This window comes from Carboxylicivirga sp. M1479 (genome assembly GCF_007097485.1).
Lineage (GTDB): Bacteria > Bacteroidota > Bacteroidia > Bacteroidales > Marinilabiliaceae > Carboxylicivirga.
Genome location: NZ_VKDE01000031.1, coordinates 33,492 through 49,463, shown reverse-complemented (window position 1 = coordinate 49,463; position 15,972 = coordinate 33,492). Strand labels below are relative to the sequence as shown.

Sequence of the window (15,972 nt, the reverse complement as noted above, 5' to 3'; positions counted from 1 at the left end):
ATTTAATCCATTATTTTTTTGATAACATTCGTAAATTCTTCAAAACTTGCCTTGTTCGTCGCGATAATCTCCTGGCCAAACAGATAGTTATTACCGCCATCGAAATCACATACACAACCACCAGCCTGCTGCACTAAAAAAGCGCCTGCAGCCACATCCCAAGGCTTTAAATTATATTCGTAAAACGAATCAAAACGACCGCAAGCCACATAGGCCAAATCTGTAGCTGCTGAACCCAATCGTCGTAATCCCCTGGAGTGTTCCATAAAGTAACGGACTGAATTCATAAATCCATCCAACCGTTTATAATTGGAATACGGGAATCCCGTTGCAATCAGACTATCCTTAACGGTATCCGTATTAGATACATTCACTTTTTTGCCGTTTAAAAAAACAGGTGAACCCTTGAATGCTGAAAAACACTCTTTAAGTCCAACTTCGTAGATAACCCCAAGTACCAAATCATCATTTTCCTGCAAGGCAATACTGATGGCGTATGGTGCAAGTCCGTGAATAAAATTGGTTGTTCCATCAATCGGGTCAATAATCCAGTTATAAACCTTTCCTTTCTTATTTGAAGTGCCTTCTTCAGCTATAAAACCACTTTCAGGCAACAGCTCACTCAATGCATCAACTATCCTTTTTTCAGCACCTTTATCAACCTGAGTTACAAAATCGTTGCTTCCTTTCACTTCTACATCAACCCGATTATTAGCACGTTCTTCACTAATAAACTGCCCTGTTTGGATAGCCACTTCACACACTTGTCTACAGATCGCTTCGTAATTCATCTCTCTAAAATTACCTGTTTATATTAATTCGCCAACCATATTTAAGGTATCAAACGACAAATGTTTCAGCCGAACTGGCAAAATCGTATTGCTAAGTGATGAGTTAAATGGCACTTCAACCTTAATGTAGTTAGAAGTAAACCCATGAATCAAACCATTGTGTTCAGCTCCTTCAAACAACACTGGCATCTCTTCTCCAATATATTGCTTATAAAAATGCCTTGTTTTCTTTTCAGAGAGCTGATGTAGCACCTTGCTTCGCTCTTTACGCTGCGGAATTGGCACTACCTCATCTATTTTTAAAGCCTGCGTATTAGGTCGCTCAGAATAAGTAAACACATGCAACTGTGATATATCGAGACTCTCTAAAAAATGAAGAGTGGTTTCAAAATCAGCTTGACTCTCTCCTCGCACGCCCACAATCACATCAACACCAATAAATGCATGCGGAATTAGATTTTTGACACGTTCAATTTTTGATCGAAATAGGGCCGTGTCGTATTTCCTTTTCATTAAACCAAGAACTTTATCAGAACCAGACTGCAAGGGAATATGAAAATGAGGCATAAACTTTTTAGAAGCAGCTACAAATTGAATTATTTCATCGGTTAGTAGATTAGGCTCGATGGATGAAATTCGAAAACGTTCAATCTCGGATACTTTTTCCAAGGCTTGTATCAGCTCAAAAAATGTCTCTCCGTTAGCATTTCCAAATTCGCCAATATTAACACCTGTTAGAATTATTTCTTTGGCACCTCCAACAGCAGCCTCTTTTGCTTGTGCCACGGTATTAGCCACGGTATCGCTACGACTTCGCCCGCGAGCAAAAGGAATGGTACAATAGCTGCAAAAGTAATCACATCCGTCTTGCACCTTTAAAAAGCAACGCGTACGATCGCCAAATGAATAAGATGGCTTAAACTCTTTATTTGAACCTATTTTACCAGCATGTATTTCGGTTTTATCACCTTTTTTAAAATCCTCTATATACTGAAGAATATCAAATTTTTCATTGGAGCCCAGAACCAAATCCACGCCTTCTATTTGCGAAACAGCATCGGGCTTTAACTGAGCAAAACAACCTGTTACAACAATAAATGCATTCGGATTTTGCTTTATCGCCTTACGTATAACCTGCTTACACTTTTTATCGGCCAGCTCGGTTACTGAACACGTATTAAACAAATACACATCGGCAGACTCAGAGATATCTACTTTTGCAAACCCCGCCTCAATCATCGTACGAGCCACTGTTGATGTTTCACTAAAATTTAGCTTACACCCAAAAGTATGGAACGCTACTTTTTTATTTTCAAAAACCGAAGTATCAATCATCTTCTTAAAATATGGAAAATGCAAAGGTAGGAAAAAAGCTTATAGCTGATGTGACTTGCATGTAAACGAATATTGAGGCCATGACTGCCTCAGCAGAAAAATAAAAAGGCTCCGATAAACTGGAGCCTTTAGAGTATTTTAAAGCAGATCAGAAGCGAGCTCTGCCAAATCACTTCGTTCGCCTTTAACCAAGTTAACGTGTGCAAATATATCTTGCCCTTTCATCTTATCGGTCAAATATGCCAATCCATTGGATTGTAAATCGAGGTAAGGAGAATCAATCTGCTGCACATCGCCAGTAAATATCATTTTTGTTCCCTCACCTGCACGGGTAATAATCGTTTTTACTTCATGAGGTGTTAAGTTCTGTGCCTCATCAACAATAAAAAAAGCATCGGATAAACTACGTCCTCTTATGTATGCAAGTGGTGTAATAATGAGTTGTTCGTTCTTCAACATCTCATCCAAATTATTGACCTCACGGCTAGTGGCCTTAAAACGGCTTTTGATTACGCCAAGGTTATCAAATAATGGCTGCATGTATGGTCCAATCTTTTCGTTAACATCACCTGGCAGAAAGCCTAAGTCGCGATTTGCAAGCGGTACAATTGGCCGAGCTAGCAATATTTGATTATACAGTTTATGCTGCTGTAAGGCTGCTGCCAAGGCCAAAAGGGTTTTACCTGTACCCGCCTTACCAGTTAGCGACACCAATTTAATATCGGGATTCAACAAGGCATTTAATGAAAAAGTTTGCTCGGCATTACGCGGCTCAATTCCATACGCACCATGCTTTTCTACACGCTTAATTAATCCAGAAAAAGAATCATTGTGCGCTAAGACTGATTGATTTCCATTTCGAAGAACAAAATACTGGTTGGCTGGCAAATCTTCTTTCATCGGAAACTCGCCTATTGGAACCCCTTGGTGCTGATAGAGCGCTTCAATCAATTCCCGATCAAATCCTTCATGAATTTCAACACCTTTATGAAGCACATCAATGTCTTTCACTTTGTCGTTTTCGTAATCTTCAGATGCTAAACCAAGTGACTTCGCCTTCAGTCGAAGATTAATATCCTTAGTGATTAAAACTGTTTGACGACGCGGAAACTGTGATTTAACATGTAAGGCAACTGCTAAAATACGATGATCGGAGGTATTTTCATTAAATGACTCTTTCATTACCTCGGGCGTTGGCTTACCTGTAGCAACAAATAATTTCCCTTTTTTTACACCCAAAGGAATACCCTCTTTAAAGGCTTTTTCTCCCGCCATCTTATCCATTTCACGGGCAAACTCACGAGCTTGAAAATTAATAAGATCATTTCCCTTTTTAAATCGATCGAGTTCTTCAAGTACAACTATCGGAATAATTACATCGTTTTCCTCAAAGTTGTATATACATTTGTGGTCATGTAGAAGAACATTTGTGTCTAGAATAAAAATCTTTTTAGCCATAAGGTACGGTTTTGTTTCTCTTAAAGATATAGAAAAAAACACCTACAGAATGACAATAAGCAATATTTTTGCGATATGAATTACAAAGAAACGCTCGACTTTTTATTCGCTCAACTCCCCATGTATCAAAGGGTGGGTAAAGCAGCCTATAAGGCAGATCTTGAAACAACGCTCGCTCTCGATAAATATTTTCAGCATCCGCATAAAGCTTATAAAACAATTCACATTGGTGGAACAAACGGCAAAGGATCTGTATCTCATTGCATTGCATCCATATTGCAAGAAGCTGGATACAAAGTAGGCCTCTATACCTCGCCCCACCTTAAAGATTTTCGCGAGCGAATTCGAATCAATGGCGAGATGATAAGTGAGCAGGCAGTGGTGGATTTTGTAGGGCAACATCAACAAATAATCCAATCCCTACAACCATCATTTTTTGAGATGTCGGTTGCCATGGCATTTGACTATTTCAAAAAGGAAGAGATTGACATCGCCATTATGGAAGTAGGCATGGGAGGTCGTCTTGATTCTACCAATATAATTTCACCATTAATATCAGCCATTACCAACATTGGTCTTGACCATACTGCTTTCCTAGGTAATTCGTTGGATAAAATTGCCTATGAAAAAGCGGGCATTATTAAAAAAGACGTCCCTTTAATTATTGGACAAAGCCATACACAAACAGCCCCAGTCTTTAAAGCTGTTGCAAAAGAGAAAGAAACAAACATTGTTTTTGCCGATCAAAATTTCGAAATATCAACTGCGACATTTTCTATTGATGAGAAGCAGATTTTCCAGATATATAAAGATGAACAATTAGTTTATAAAGATTTAAAACTGGATTTATTAGGTAGCTATCAGCAAAAAAACATCATTACCGTTTTAGCGTGCGTTGAACAATTGCAAAAACAAGGGGTATCTATCACTACTAAGCACCTTTACGATGGTTTAGAAAATGTGGTAAATAACACGGGATTGTTAGGCAGATGGCAACACCTGGGCTATAACCCAAGAATAGTTTGTGATACGGGGCACAACCTTGATGGAATGATAATGCTTGTGGAGCAAATACAAAATACGCCTCACGATCAATTACATTTTGTACTTGGCATGGTTAACGACAAAGACCATGAAGCTGTTTTAGATATACTTCCGAAAAAAGCTAGCTATTATTTTACCAAGGCATCCATACCACGTAGTTTAAACGAAAATACACTGCAAGAGATGGCCCAAAAGCACGGACTAAATGGCAAAACATACCATTCGGTTGACAAAGCACTTGAGGCTGCTAAAAAAAATGCATCTGACAACGATCTGATTTTCATTGGAGGAAGCACATTTATCGTTGCGGATATTTTAGAAAACATCAATTAAATTTGGAGGAGAGAAAAAAGAGACATACATTTGCATCGCTTTTCTAAGGAGATCAGCACAAAGGGGCGATTAGCTCAGTTGGTTTAGAGCACTTGGTTTACACCCAAGGGGTCGGGGGTTCGACTCCCTCATCGCCCACCAACTATTAATGATTAAACGAAATCATTACAAATGTAATTATTGAAATTACCTGAAAATATTCAGGGCGATTAGCTCAGTTGGTTTAGAGCACTTGGTTTACACCCAAGGGGTCGGGGGTTCGACTCCCTCATCGCCCACCATATTAACACGACATATATTTTTAGGGCGATTAGCTCAGTTGGTTTAGAGCACTTGGTTTACACCCAAGGGGTCGGGGGTTCGACTCCCTCATCGCCCACTAAAAGGAGAGACATTAATTTGTTTCTCCTTTTTTTGTACACTAAATTCTAATCCAATGTGCTTCTTTTACATCCTGCATTCGCCATCGAAAGACAAGTACTACATCGGAGCGACCTGCGACACGCTCGAATCAAGACTTTCTAAGCACAATATGAAGCACATTGGTTACACTGGACAAGCTAGTGACTGGGAAGTAGCACACTTCGAAATATACAAAACCAAAAAAGAAGCTTTTGACAGAGAGAAACAAGTCAAAAAATGGAAGAGTAAACAAAGAACTATCAAACTTATCAATGGCGATTAGCTCAGTTGGTTTAGAACATTCCGTTGCAATGCACGGAAGGGTCGGGGGCTCGACTCCCTCATCGCCCACTAAAAGGAGAGACATTAATTTATTTCTCCTTTTTTTGTACACTAAATTCTAATCCAATGTACTTCTTTTACATCCTGCATTCGCCATCGAAAGATAAGTACTACATCGGAGCGACCTGCGACACGCTCGAATCAAGACTTTCTAAGCACAATATGAAGCACATTGGTTACACTGGACAAGCTAGTGACTGGGAAGTAGCACACTTCGAAATATACAAAACCAAAAAAGAAGCTTTTGACAGAGAGAAACAAGTCAAAAAATGGAAGAGTAAACAAAGAACTATCAAACTTATCAATGGCGATTAGCTCAGTTGGTTTAGAACATTCCGTTGCAATGCACGGAAGGGTCGGGGGTTCGACTCCCTCATCGCCCACTAAAAGGAGAGACATTAATTTGTTTCTCCTTTTTTTTGTTTTATACCATCCGATTATTGAATTCCTATGGGGAGTAACAAACCCCTGTTCCAGAAGATTTGCTATTTAGAAGTTTAGAAATTGTGACACATAGCTAACAAGTAAGGCAATTATCGCATTTCGTCTCAGCTCATGAATCCACAGCTAATCGCTTTCAACAGTTAACTATTCAAATGCTGTTTGGTCAAATGGGTTTTCATCAAATGTATTTACAGCATCAGTTTTTTGCGTACCAGGAGGCGTTGGTAGTTCGCCAAACCCATCGGATGACAATACCAAACAAATATCTCTATCCAGATCATACGATTGGATAACAGGCCGTGAATACTTCTTTTTCCCCAACTTCCCCTTACTTTGAGTGCTACAAAGAAACAGAAACCACTACAGGTAATCAATGACTTAACTCACTTTCTAAATAGACACCCAAAATACCGCTTGAGTACTATACAACTGCCTGATGAAGTGTCAATTTTTTAGACAATTAGACCTCACCCTATTTCTCTCTCCAGCATATCACATTTTCGTGAATTCGCTCATCATCACAAATCAAATGGATATCCATGAAAGCGAATCATTAAGTAAAAATTCATCGCTTATTTACTTCAATTATGGTACGATTGCCCTATTCTATGAATCAACAACTATAGTATTAATAATCTATTCATTACTTTTGCAAAAAACAACTACAATATGTCTGACGATAAGAAGATAATCTTTAGCATGGTTGGGGTAAGTAAAACTTTCCCACCGCAAAAAAAAGTACTGAATAATATTTACCTCTCATTTTTTTATGGTGCCAAAATTGGTATTATAGGACTCAACGGATCGGGTAAATCTACTCTGTTAAAAATCATTGCCGGCCTTGAGAAAAACTATCAGGGAGATGTCGTTTTTTCACCGGGTTATTCTGTCGGTTATTTAGAACAAGAACCACAACTTGACGAAAACAAAACTGTTCGCCAGGTAGTAGAAGAGGGTGTTCAAGAAGTGGTGGACACTTTAAAAGCGTACGAGGCCTGCAACGAAAAATTTGCAGACCCTGCAGTATTGGAAGATCCTGATAAGATGCAGGCCGTAATGGATGAACAGGCGAGACTGCAGGAATTAATTGATCAGCACGACGCCTGGAACCTTGACACTAAGCTTAATCGCGCCATGGACGCCCTGCGTTGCCCTCCAGAAGATCAAGAAATTCGCGTGCTGTCGGGTGGAGAGAGAAGACGTGTTGCTTTGTGCCGTTTATTACTACAAGAGCCAGATATTCTATTGCTTGATGAACCTACCAACCACCTTGATGCGGAATCGGTACAGTGGTTAGAACAACACCTGCAGCAATACAAAGGAACCGTAATTGGTATTACTCACGACCGCTATTTCTTGGATAATGTGGCTGGTTGGATTCTTGAACTGGATCGTGGAGAAGGTATTCCTTGGGAAGGCAACTACTCATCGTGGTTAGACCAGAAAACCAAGCGCATGGCCAATGAAGAAAAGCAAGCTTCAAAACGACGTAAAACACTAGAACGTGAGTTAGAGTGGGTACGAATGGCTCCTAAGGCACGTCATGCTAAAAACAAAGCTCGCTTGAATGCATACGACAACCTGATGAAGGAAGGCGTTAAAGAAAAAGAAGAAAAACTTGAAATCTTTATTCCTAACGGCCCCCGTTTAGGCGAGAAGGTTATTGAGGCACACGATGTGGCTAAAGGTTTTGACGACAAACTACTTTTTGAAGGCCTTGAATTTACACTTCCTAAAAATGGTATTGTTGGGGTAATTGGCCCAAATGGCGCGGGTAAAACAACCCTTTTCCGATTAATTATGGGATTAGAAGAGGCCAATGCAGGAACTTTTGAGGTTGGAGAAACCGTTAAGGTATCCTATGTTGATCAATCGCACGACGATATCACACCAGGAAAAACGGTTTATGAAGTCATCTCGCAGGGCGATGAATTAATACGAATGGGCAACAAAGAAATTAATGCACGCGCCTATTTATCACGCTTTAATTTTGCAGGCAACGACCAGCAAAAGAAATGTGAAATTTTATCGGGTGGAGAACGCAATCGACTACACCTTGCCATGGCACTTAAAGAAGAAGGCAACGTACTTTTACTGGATGAGCCAACCAATGACATTGATGTTAATACCTTACGTGCGCTTGAAGAAGGATTGGAAGACTTTGCAGGCTGCGCCGTGGTGATCTCTCACGACCGCTGGTTCCTTGATCGTGTGGCAACTCACATATTAGCATTCGAAGGAGAATCGAAAGTTTACTATTTCGAAGGCTCATACACCGAGTACGAAGAGAATAAAAAACGTAGACTAGGTGACACAACACCACATCGCATACGTTATAAGAAGCTAATTAAGTAGATAAAGATATACCTTATTGCATAGAGGGGGCAGGCATTAGTACTACCTCCTCTTTTTCTATTGTTTTTATAGGATGATGGATGTAGTACATTGGCATCACACCTTTGCCTTTTACTTTACGAGGAACACGAGTAATTAACTTGTAGGCTTCAGACAGGGGTTTACTCAAACTCTCCGACACATTAATTTGCATGGGTTCACACATGGTTTGAAAGCGCGAAGCCATGTTAACCGTTTCTCCGAATATATCAAAACTAAGGTTACTCGGACTTACTGAACTACCGATAATATCACCATTGTATAGGCCTATTTTCACTTCCCATTTAATCTGACTCTCTGTATTTCGTTTAATAATGTATTCACGAATCTTCACAGCGGCTGAGGCAGCTTCTATTTCAATTTTATCAGGCGTATAAAACATGCCACAAACGGCAATGTAAGCATCCCCCACTGTTTTTATGCGAGTACAAAAGTGCTCATCAATTACAGCATCAAAACCATTAAATAGTTCGTGTAATTCGCGCAACAATACCGATGGCGACATCTTGCCGGTTTTAGTAGTAAAATCTACCATGTCAACAAAAATAGCCACGCAATCTTTATAACGCTTTGGCGGAATTGATCCGTACTCTTTGATTTGCATTAATATGGGTAGAGGCAAAATAGAGCGAAGTATCCGTTCATTTTTATGATTGGCTAATGTGAGCTTATTGGATTGATCCTTTAGTGATTTGAAATGAGCATAATTGCGTAAAACTGAATTCACGCGTGCGTGCAACTCCTCAGGATTAACCGGCTTTTGAATAAAATCGGCAGCTCCCTCACTAAATGCTTCTTTAATTTTATCGGTAAACTCAACACCTGAAATAAGAATAACGGGTAAATTCTTTGTCAGGTCATTTTTCTTTAAAACTTTTAAAGTATCAATACCATTCATACCAGGCATCTCCCAATCGATAATAATCAAATCAGGTTGATGCCGAACAGCCATTCGGCAAGCTTCCTCTCCATTGTTCGCAGTAACAATGTTCCGGAACGGTTCATCTTTTGTAATGATACCAGTAAGAATTTCTAACTCTAACCGAGAATCATCAACCAATAAAATTGTATTACCCATTTCTTTTCAACTAACGGTATGTACATTTTTGTACGAACAAACTTTAAAAAGTTAATAGACTAGTGACAAACGGAAGGGTTTACTTGACCAACTGTTGTATTTTTATAGATAAAATTCATTCAATTTTACATGCCATGATTATTGATAATAGCCTTTTGAAACAACTATCCGATAAAGCAGTAAAATCAGTACGCAAACGGACTAATTACAACTTTCATAAAAATGATGACGATTTACTACAGCGCATGTTAAATGGAATAGAACCCAATAGTTACGTGCAGCCACACAAACATGAGAACCCCGACAAACGTGAAGCATTCATCATTTTAAAAGGACAATTATTAGTTATTCTTTTTAATGATGATGGCTCTATTAAACAATCAAGCATACTTAACAGGGAGAAAGGCATCTTCGGAATTGAAATACCTCCCGGCCGTTATCACACAATAATCGCTCTCGAGCCCAACACCTGTGTTTATGAAGTTAAAGATGGACCTTACAACCCACACAACGACAAACACTTTGCCCCATGGGCGCCGTCTGAAGATGAGCACTGCACTGCACTGACATACATGAAGAAATTAATAAAACAATGTTCCTTCTAATAAAAAGGAAATTGCCTTCTCAGGGGAATTTGAGAAGGCAACTGTAAATGTATGAATCGGGAAATAATAAATTAATTGATATTCTTACATACAAAACTATCAGGATTTAACGATACAGTATAAAAATCCATTGGTACATTTATGGTACATATGTGTTTTTTAATTTAGCTTTGTAAAACTTGATAATTAACCACATGGAATACCTGAATACACCCATACTAAATGTTTTACCTAATGAAGCAATTGTTATTGCCCAACTGAATGGTCAAATTGTATCAGGCAACCAGAAAGCATTGGATTTATACCACTACCATTCCATGTCAGACTTTAAAAAGCACGATTTAAAAGACTTAATGCCTGATGACTTTGCTCCTTTCTACCCAGATGAAATGACCATCGAACACATTAATTTCGATGGTTACCACACACATGTATGCAAAAGAAAGGATGGAGAATTATTCGCATGCAAACTACACACACATTATCAGAATATTAACAATAAAAAATACTTAATTGGCCATGTAAAAGAAATACATGATGATAGTGTTGACATTGAGAAGTTATGCCTAAAACAAAACATTATTGTATTACAGCGGGAACTCACTGCTGAACGTAGCAAAAATAAAAACAATACATTCCAGCATACCAGCCAACAAATTGGCAAATGCTTTCCTATATTAAGTAATAACGATTTAAAAATATGCAGTTTAATAGCTCAACATTTCAATAGCAAACAAATATCGCAAGAGCTCAATATTACTACCGATGGCGTTTATGCTGCACGCAAGCGTATTAGAAAAAAATTACAACTTAATGCCAATGAAAATTTAGAAACAACATTGAGCAATTGTTGTAGAAAAAACTAACATCTCAAAAATGCTTATACCGATTACGAATCACAGATTGATAAAAAATCAAGCTGTGATTCTGTTCCGGCATAAACCCATGATATAAGCAAAATGCTTTATCAATCATTTTGTTATTCATTAGGCATTACTTAGCAGGCTCCCAAAAACAGCGCTTGGGTGAAACAATTTTTGCTTCAACCTTAAGTTGTTTCATTGCTTTTTCCACTTCTTTCCGTTCCAAGCCGCTTAAATCAACTATATCACCAGTACGAACCGGCTTACCTGCTTGTCTCATGGCGTCTAATACTGTTGTTGCGTTTGACATATCATTGTGTTTTAAATTTTTTATCAATTCGTCTTTTTTAACTACAAATAGTGAAGCGAAAATGTTTAAGAATACAACAGCCGATATTAAAGTACCGGCATACTAACATCTCAACATTATAAGTAGCAGTGGCACATAACTCACTAATCATCTACAAAATATCAACTGACATTTCCTATAAATATCGGCTGATATTCATATTACATACCAATTGATATTTTACTCATATATCTACTGATATATGGCACATTGACTTATAAATCAAGATTAACCTACCTTATATGTACATCTCATATAATCACTGTGATGCTGAGGTCTAGTAAGAATCTCAATATGGTTGAAATCAGTAACGATGGCTGGCAGAACAACGATTAATTCATTCCTTTGCGCAGAAAGAATTGTGAGACGTACCGAAGTAGAAGTATTATTTAAATATACCCCTGCCTTGTCATCATTCATTGGAAACAAAAAATTATTCCCTCGAACTCGTAGCACACCATATGGGCTAAGTTGCGTAACAGGCATTTGACTTTTCACATCAATAATAGCCTTAATCTCAGGAGATTTTGACCTAGGAATTGAACGGTCGGGTTTTACCTTACCCGACAAATCTTTCAATAGCTTACCCCTCGATATATTGAAAACCACTTGGTGTTTGGATGCATTATATTTATCATCAAACCCATCGAATGTACCTCTTAGGCTTGGTTTAATTTTAAACAAGGGCGTATTTACACCGCATCCATTTTTTAAGTTGTCTTCAATAACGGCAAAAAACTCAGTTATACAGGCTAAAGCCTCGGATTCTCTGATACCACTTCCTCGTTCGCTCATTTGCTGAATCAACTTCCTGGTATCAACAATCTCGTCCAATTGGATTTTCCCAATGCAGCTTCCTTTCTTGGCTGTTTTTAAGGTGTTAGGGTATAAGGCAAATTTCATGTTTGTTGTGTTTGGTTAATGGATTAAAGATAATAGTATAAGGGGAATTTTACATATCCTGAATATTCTTGCGCTGTTTTAAAATTCTTCTTCCCGCCTTTCATTTCCTCCTCTCCGCTCTTTTTTAGTATCTTTGGCACGTTTTAAAATAAGAATAGCAAAACAGACAATAGATATGGCTCAAAAACCTAGCATTCCAAAGGGAACCAGAGACTTTTCGCCAGCCGAAATGGTGAAACGTAATTACATATTCGACACGGTTAGAAGCGTATTTCAGAAGTACGGTTATTTACCCATTGAAACACCAGCAATGGAGAACCTGAGCACGCTGCTTGGCAAGTATGGCGAAGAAGGTGATAAACTATTGTTTAAGATTTTGAATTCGGGCGATTACCTTAAAAAAGCTGATTCAGCCTTGTTAAGCGAAAAAGCATCCAACAAAGTGATGTCTCAAATAAGCGAAAAAGGATTACGTTACGATTTAACGGTACCATTCGCTCGCTTTGTGGTGCAACACCAAAATGAAATCAGCTTTCCGTTTAAGCGCTACCAGATTCAGCCAGTATGGCGTGCCGATCGTCCACAAAAGGGTCGTTACCGCGAGTTTTTTCAGTGCGATGTGGATGTAGTGGGGAGTAATTCCTTATTAAACGAAGTGGAACTGATTCAGATTGTGGATGAAGTGTATCGCTTATTGAACATCAACGTGGCATTGCTACTCAACAACCGCAAAGTACTTTCGGGTATTGCTGAAATTATTAATGCCTCCGATAAAATAGTGGACATTACCGTAGCCATCGATAAACTAGATAAAATTGGCCTGGATAAGGTGAATGAAGAGTTGGTTTCAAAAGGTTTATCACAAGAAGCTATCGACACCATCCAGCCTATCATCATGTTGAGTGGCTCTAACCGCGACAAGGTTGCCAAACTACGCGAGGTATTGGCATCGTCAGAAGTTGGCTTAAAGGGAGTTGATGAGTTAGAAGTAGTACTCAACTATCTGGATACTCTAAACCTGGATTTAGAGGTTGAACTAGACCTGACCTTAGCACGTGGCCTCAACTACTACACTGGCGCTATCTTTGAAGTTAAAGCCAAAGATGTAGCAATAGGAAGTATTACCGGTGGTGGCCGATACGATGACCTAACAGGTATTTTTGGTCTTAAGGACGTTTCGGGTGTAGGCATTTCATTTGGTGCCGATCGCATTTACGATGTCATGAACCAACTGGAGCTATTCCCCAAAGCCGATGGCGCAAAAACGCGCGCTATGTTTGTTAATTTTGGTGGTGAAGACGAATTATATGCTTTAAACATACTCACACAAGTAAGAAAAGCCGGAATTAATGCCGAACTTTTTCCCGATGCTGTTAAGATGAAAAAGCAAATGAATTATGCCAATAAAAAAGAAATCCCATTTGTATTATTGGCGGGTGAAGATGAGCGCAATAACCAAGTTGTAACAGTCAAAAACATGGAAAGTGGCGAGCAAAGTAAATTAAGCATTGATGAATTGATTAAAGTCATCAACTTGTAAGATATAAATTATCTAAGTTTGCGGGGTAGGCATCAAATTGCTTACCCCGCTTTTTTATGGGTCGAATACTAAAAAATAGAGATCAGGTTTTCATCTCCTTTGGAGGTGATATCCGTTGCCCCTGAGCATCGCAGATGCTTTTGTTATGATGCAATAACGAAGGATGCTAGCGCAGATTTGTAATCTGTGCCATACCTGAATACCGACACGGATTACATATCCGCTCCAGCGTATTAAAAATCATAACAACCACCCAATCTATCAATATTATTGTAATTTATATGCTTAGAACGTCACGTTCAGAGTACTATTTTAATCCTGCACTGTGCGCAAGCCAACGTGCACCAATTTAATGATCATGCAAAAAACTTTTCAAATATCACCAGCACCTCTTTCATTTGAAATTATTGAAACCATCCTTAGAGAAGGTTACCACCTTGAAATTTCAGAAGAATCAGTTCAACGCATTGAACATTGTAAGCAGTACCTCGATAATAAGATTGCTAACCACGATGGTCCTGTTTATGGCATCAACACCGGGTTTGGTTCGCTATGTAACATCTCTATTTCAAACGATGACCTTAGTAAATTACAAGAAAACCTGGTAATGAGCCATGCTTGTGGTATTGGTCGTGAGGTGCCACGCGATGTGGTTAAGTTAATGTTAATGCTAAAGATTCATGCCTTAAGCATTGGTAACTCAGGGGTGCAGTTAAAAACGGTAGAACGTCTGTGCGATTTCTTTAATAACGACATCTACCCAATTGTATTTGAACAAGGTTCATTGGGTGCTTCGGGCGACCTTGCTCCTTTGGCTCACTTATTTTTACCATTAATTGGTCATGGCGAAGTACATTACAAAGGTGAATTACGCCAGGCAGCTGATGTGTTAGCCGAGAACAACTGGGAACCAATTAAACTAGGCGCAAAAGAAGGCCTTGCTTTACTAAACGGAACACAATTCATGAGCTCACATGGGGTGTATACTTTATTAAAGGCTTTCCGCTTATCTAAATATGCCGATATTATTGCAGCCACATCATTGGATGCTTTCGACGGACGTATTGAACCTTTCTTCCCACAATTACATGCTGTGCGCCCTCATCCAGGACAAATTGAAACAGCTCGTAATATTAAAGCCATTTTAGAGGGTAGTGAAATTATTACTCGCGAGAAAAAGCACGTACAGGATCCTTATTCATTCCGTTGCGTACCTCAGGTACATGGTGCTATTAAAGATGCCATTAACTACGTTGCCAATGTTGTATTAACCGAAATTAACTCGGTAACAGATAACCCAATGGTATTCCCTGAGGATGACTTAATTGTTTCAGGCGGTAACTTCCACGGTGAACCATTGGCCTTAGCAATGGATTTCTTATCAATAGCCATGGCTGAAATAGGAAGCATTTCTGAGCGTCGTACATACCGTTTGATTTCTGGCGAACGCGGTTTACCAGAATTTTTGGTTGCTAATCCTGGTTTGAACAGTGGCTTTATGATTCCACAATATTCAGCAGCTTCTATCGTCAGCTTAAATAAGCAAATGGCAACACCATCATCTGTTGATAGTATTCCATCATCAAACGAACAGGAAGATCATGTAAGCATGGGTGGTAATGCCGCTACAAAAGCATTAAAAATTGCTCAGAATGTTGAGCGAGTATTGGCCATGGAATTATTTAATGCTGCTCAGGCAATGGAATTCCGTCGTCCTGCAAAAACATCTCCTTTCCTTGAGGATTTCTTAAAGCAATACCGCGAGTGTGTTGACTTTGTTAAGGAAGACAAAATCATGTATAAAGAGATTGAGAAAAGTATTGACTTTCTTCAGAAAGGAGAATTTGGTGAGTTTGGCGAATAAATATAATTCAGCCTCGAGCTAATAAAATAGTATAGGATGACATCTTTTTAAAACTTCAGTATTAAAGATGTCATCCGTTTTTAATAGCTATTCGAAGAAAATATGGATCGCATCATTATTCCAATCATGGTTATAAAGATGCGATCCTTGTTTTATCTTGATACTTTTAAGTAAAAAACCACTACTTTTGCAGCGCAAAACAATCAAGTAACAAATTAAGACATAAT

15 protein-coding genes, 3 tRNA genes and 2 pseudogenes are annotated in these 15,972 nt (G+C 38.8%); 13 read left to right on the top strand and 7 right to left on the bottom strand.

Going from position 1 to position 15,972, the window contains the following annotated elements; genetic code table 11:
- Positions 1-2: 2 nt before the first annotated feature.
- The 3 genes from FNN09_RS16850 to FNN09_RS16840 form a co-directional block, all read right to left on the bottom strand.
- Complete coding sequence (locus FNN09_RS16850) at positions 3-791, bottom strand: inositol monophosphatase family protein (RefSeq protein ID WP_143303648.1); 789 nt, start codon at positions 789-791, stop codon at positions 3-5.
- Positions 792-809: 18 nt separating this feature from the next.
- Positions 810-2,126, bottom strand: coding sequence for a tRNA (N(6)-L-threonylcarbamoyladenosine(37)-C(2))-methylthiotransferase MtaB (gene mtaB / locus FNN09_RS16845; protein ID WP_143303647.1), 1,317 nt, complete (start codon positions 2,124-2,126; stop codon positions 810-812).
- 138 nt (positions 2,127-2,264) lie between these two features.
- Positions 2,265-3,584 (bottom strand): PhoH family protein, encoded by a 1,320-nt coding sequence (locus tag FNN09_RS16840; protein ID WP_143303646.1) that lies wholly within the window; start codon positions 3,582-3,584, stop codon positions 2,265-2,267.
- Between the two features lie 75 nt (positions 3,585-3,659).
- Between FNN09_RS16840 and FNN09_RS16835 the strand changes: the two genes are divergently transcribed.
- The 8 genes and pseudogenes from FNN09_RS16835 (at position 3,660) to FNN09_RS16800 (ending at position 6,088) form a co-directional block, all read left to right on the top strand.
- Entirely contained in the window at positions 3,660-4,961 is a 1,302-nt protein-coding gene (locus FNN09_RS16835; RefSeq protein WP_143303645.1) for a folylpolyglutamate synthase/dihydrofolate synthase family protein, read from the top strand.
- A 63-nt stretch (positions 4,962-5,024) separates the two neighbouring features.
- A tRNA-Val gene (locus FNN09_RS16830) sits at positions 5,025-5,102 on the top strand.
- Positions 5,103-5,164: 62 nt separating this feature from the next.
- A tRNA-Val gene (locus FNN09_RS16825) sits at positions 5,165-5,242 on the top strand.
- Between the two features lie 23 nt (positions 5,243-5,265).
- Positions 5,266-5,340 (top strand) — tRNA-Val (locus FNN09_RS16820).
- A 57-nt stretch (positions 5,341-5,397) separates the two neighbouring features.
- Positions 5,398-5,646 (top strand): GIY-YIG nuclease family protein, encoded by a 249-nt coding sequence (locus FNN09_RS16815; protein ID WP_143303644.1) that lies wholly within the window; start codon positions 5,398-5,400, stop codon positions 5,644-5,646.
- A pseudogene (locus FNN09_RS16810) lies at positions 5,638-5,714 on the top strand. The gene FNN09_RS16815 and the pseudogene FNN09_RS16810 overlap by 9 nt, the downstream one beginning before the upstream one ends.
- 57 nt (positions 5,715-5,771) lie before the next feature.
- Complete coding sequence (locus FNN09_RS16805) at positions 5,772-6,020, top strand: GIY-YIG nuclease family protein (RefSeq protein ID WP_143303643.1); 249 nt, start codon at positions 5,772-5,774, stop codon at positions 6,018-6,020.
- Positions 6,012-6,088, top strand: a pseudogene (locus FNN09_RS16800). The gene FNN09_RS16805 and the pseudogene FNN09_RS16800 overlap by 9 nt, the downstream one beginning before the upstream one ends.
- A gap of 205 nt (positions 6,089-6,293) precedes the next feature.
- Here the strand turns inward: FNN09_RS16800 and FNN09_RS21190 are convergent.
- Positions 6,294-6,470 carry a hypothetical protein gene (locus FNN09_RS21190; protein WP_185969045.1) on the bottom strand — a complete coding sequence of 59 codons (177 nt, stop codon included), beginning with the start codon at positions 6,468-6,470 and terminating at the stop codon, positions 6,294-6,296.
- Between the two features lie 348 nt (positions 6,471-6,818).
- Between FNN09_RS21190 and ettA the strand changes: the two genes are divergently transcribed.
- A complete protein-coding gene (ettA, locus tag FNN09_RS16795) occupies positions 6,819-8,504 on the top strand; it encodes an energy-dependent translational throttle protein EttA (RefSeq protein WP_143303642.1) in 1,686 nt (561 codons plus the stop codon).
- 13 nt (positions 8,505-8,517) lie between these two features.
- On the opposite strand, the gene FNN09_RS16790 is transcribed toward ettA, so the two are convergent.
- Complete coding sequence (locus FNN09_RS16790) at positions 8,518-9,621, bottom strand: adenylate/guanylate cyclase domain-containing protein (protein WP_143303641.1); 1,104 nt, start codon at positions 9,619-9,621, stop codon at positions 8,518-8,520.
- Positions 9,622-9,755: 134 nt separating this feature from the next.
- Here FNN09_RS16790 and FNN09_RS16785 point away from each other — a divergent pair, with 134 nt between their 5' ends.
- Both FNN09_RS16785 and FNN09_RS16780 read left to right on the top strand, forming a co-directional pair.
- Complete coding sequence (locus FNN09_RS16785) at positions 9,756-10,226, top strand: WbuC family cupin fold metalloprotein (RefSeq protein WP_143303640.1); 471 nt, start codon at positions 9,756-9,758, stop codon at positions 10,224-10,226.
- A 194-nt stretch (positions 10,227-10,420) separates the two neighbouring features.
- Positions 10,421-11,092, top strand: a complete 672-nt coding sequence (locus tag FNN09_RS16780; RefSeq protein WP_143303639.1) for a PAS domain S-box protein — start codon at positions 10,421-10,423, stop codon at positions 11,090-11,092.
- 127 nt (positions 11,093-11,219) lie between these two features.
- Here FNN09_RS16780 and FNN09_RS16775 read toward each other — a convergent pair whose 3' ends face one another.
- Both FNN09_RS16775 and FNN09_RS16770 read right to left on the bottom strand, forming a co-directional pair.
- Complete coding sequence (locus FNN09_RS16775) at positions 11,220-11,399, bottom strand: MarR family transcriptional regulator (RefSeq protein WP_143303638.1); 180 nt, start codon at positions 11,397-11,399, stop codon at positions 11,220-11,222.
- A gap of 267 nt (positions 11,400-11,666) precedes the next feature.
- Complete coding sequence (locus tag FNN09_RS16770) at positions 11,667-12,341, bottom strand: DNA-binding domain-containing protein (RefSeq protein ID WP_143303637.1); 675 nt, start codon at positions 12,339-12,341, stop codon at positions 11,667-11,669.
- Between the two features lie 175 nt (positions 12,342-12,516).
- Between FNN09_RS16770 and hisS the strand changes: the two genes are divergently transcribed.
- Positions 12,517-13,881: a histidine--tRNA ligase gene (gene hisS / locus FNN09_RS16765; RefSeq protein ID WP_143303636.1), complete on the top strand. Its 1,365-nt coding sequence runs from the start codon at positions 12,517-12,519 to the stop codon at positions 13,879-13,881.
- A 358-nt stretch (positions 13,882-14,239) separates the two neighbouring features.
- Entirely contained in the window at positions 14,240-15,745 is a 1,506-nt protein-coding gene (hutH, locus tag FNN09_RS16760) for a histidine ammonia-lyase (protein WP_143303635.1), read from the top strand.
- The last annotated feature ends 227 nt before the right edge of the window (positions 15,746-15,972 follow it).

What these genes read in the sequence shown, in the direction of transcription:
- FNN09_RS16850 (WP_143303648.1), bottom strand. Translation starts at nt 791, where the DNA reads ATGAATTACGAAGCGATCTGTAGACAAGTGTGTGAAGTGGCTATCCAA.
- mtaB (WP_143303647.1), bottom strand. Translation starts at nt 2,126, where the DNA reads ATGATTGATACTTCGGTTTTTGAAAATAAAAAAGTAGCGTTCCATACT.
- FNN09_RS16840 (WP_143303646.1), bottom strand. Translation starts at nt 3,584, where the DNA reads ATGGCTAAAAAGATTTTTATTCTAGACACAAATGTTCTTCTACATGAC.
- FNN09_RS16835 (WP_143303645.1), top strand. Translation starts at nt 3,660, where the DNA reads ATGAATTACAAAGAAACGCTCGACTTTTTATTCGCTCAACTCCCCATG.
- FNN09_RS16815 (WP_143303644.1), top strand. Translation starts at nt 5,398, where the DNA reads ATGTGCTTCTTTTACATCCTGCATTCGCCATCGAAAGACAAGTACTAC.
- FNN09_RS16805 (WP_143303643.1), top strand. Translation starts at nt 5,772, where the DNA reads ATGTACTTCTTTTACATCCTGCATTCGCCATCGAAAGATAAGTACTAC.
- ettA (WP_143303642.1), top strand. Translation starts at nt 6,819, where the DNA reads ATGTCTGACGATAAGAAGATAATCTTTAGCATGGTTGGGGTAAGTAAA.
- FNN09_RS16790 (WP_143303641.1), bottom strand. Translation starts at nt 9,621, where the DNA reads ATGGGTAATACAATTTTATTGGTTGATGATTCTCGGTTAGAGTTAGAA.
- FNN09_RS16785 (WP_143303640.1), top strand. Translation starts at nt 9,756, where the DNA reads ATGATTATTGATAATAGCCTTTTGAAACAACTATCCGATAAAGCAGTA.
- FNN09_RS16780 (WP_143303639.1), top strand. Translation starts at nt 10,421, where the DNA reads ATGGAATACCTGAATACACCCATACTAAATGTTTTACCTAATGAAGCA.
- FNN09_RS16775 (WP_143303638.1), bottom strand. Translation starts at nt 11,399, where the DNA reads ATGTCAAACGCAACAACAGTATTAGACGCCATGAGACAAGCAGGTAAG.
- FNN09_RS16770 (WP_143303637.1), bottom strand. Translation starts at nt 12,341, where the DNA reads ATGAAATTTGCCTTATACCCTAACACCTTAAAAACAGCCAAGAAAGGA.
- hisS (WP_143303636.1), top strand. Translation starts at nt 12,517, where the DNA reads ATGGCTCAAAAACCTAGCATTCCAAAGGGAACCAGAGACTTTTCGCCA.
- hutH (WP_143303635.1), top strand. Translation starts at nt 14,240, where the DNA reads ATGCAAAAAACTTTTCAAATATCACCAGCACCTCTTTCATTTGAAATT.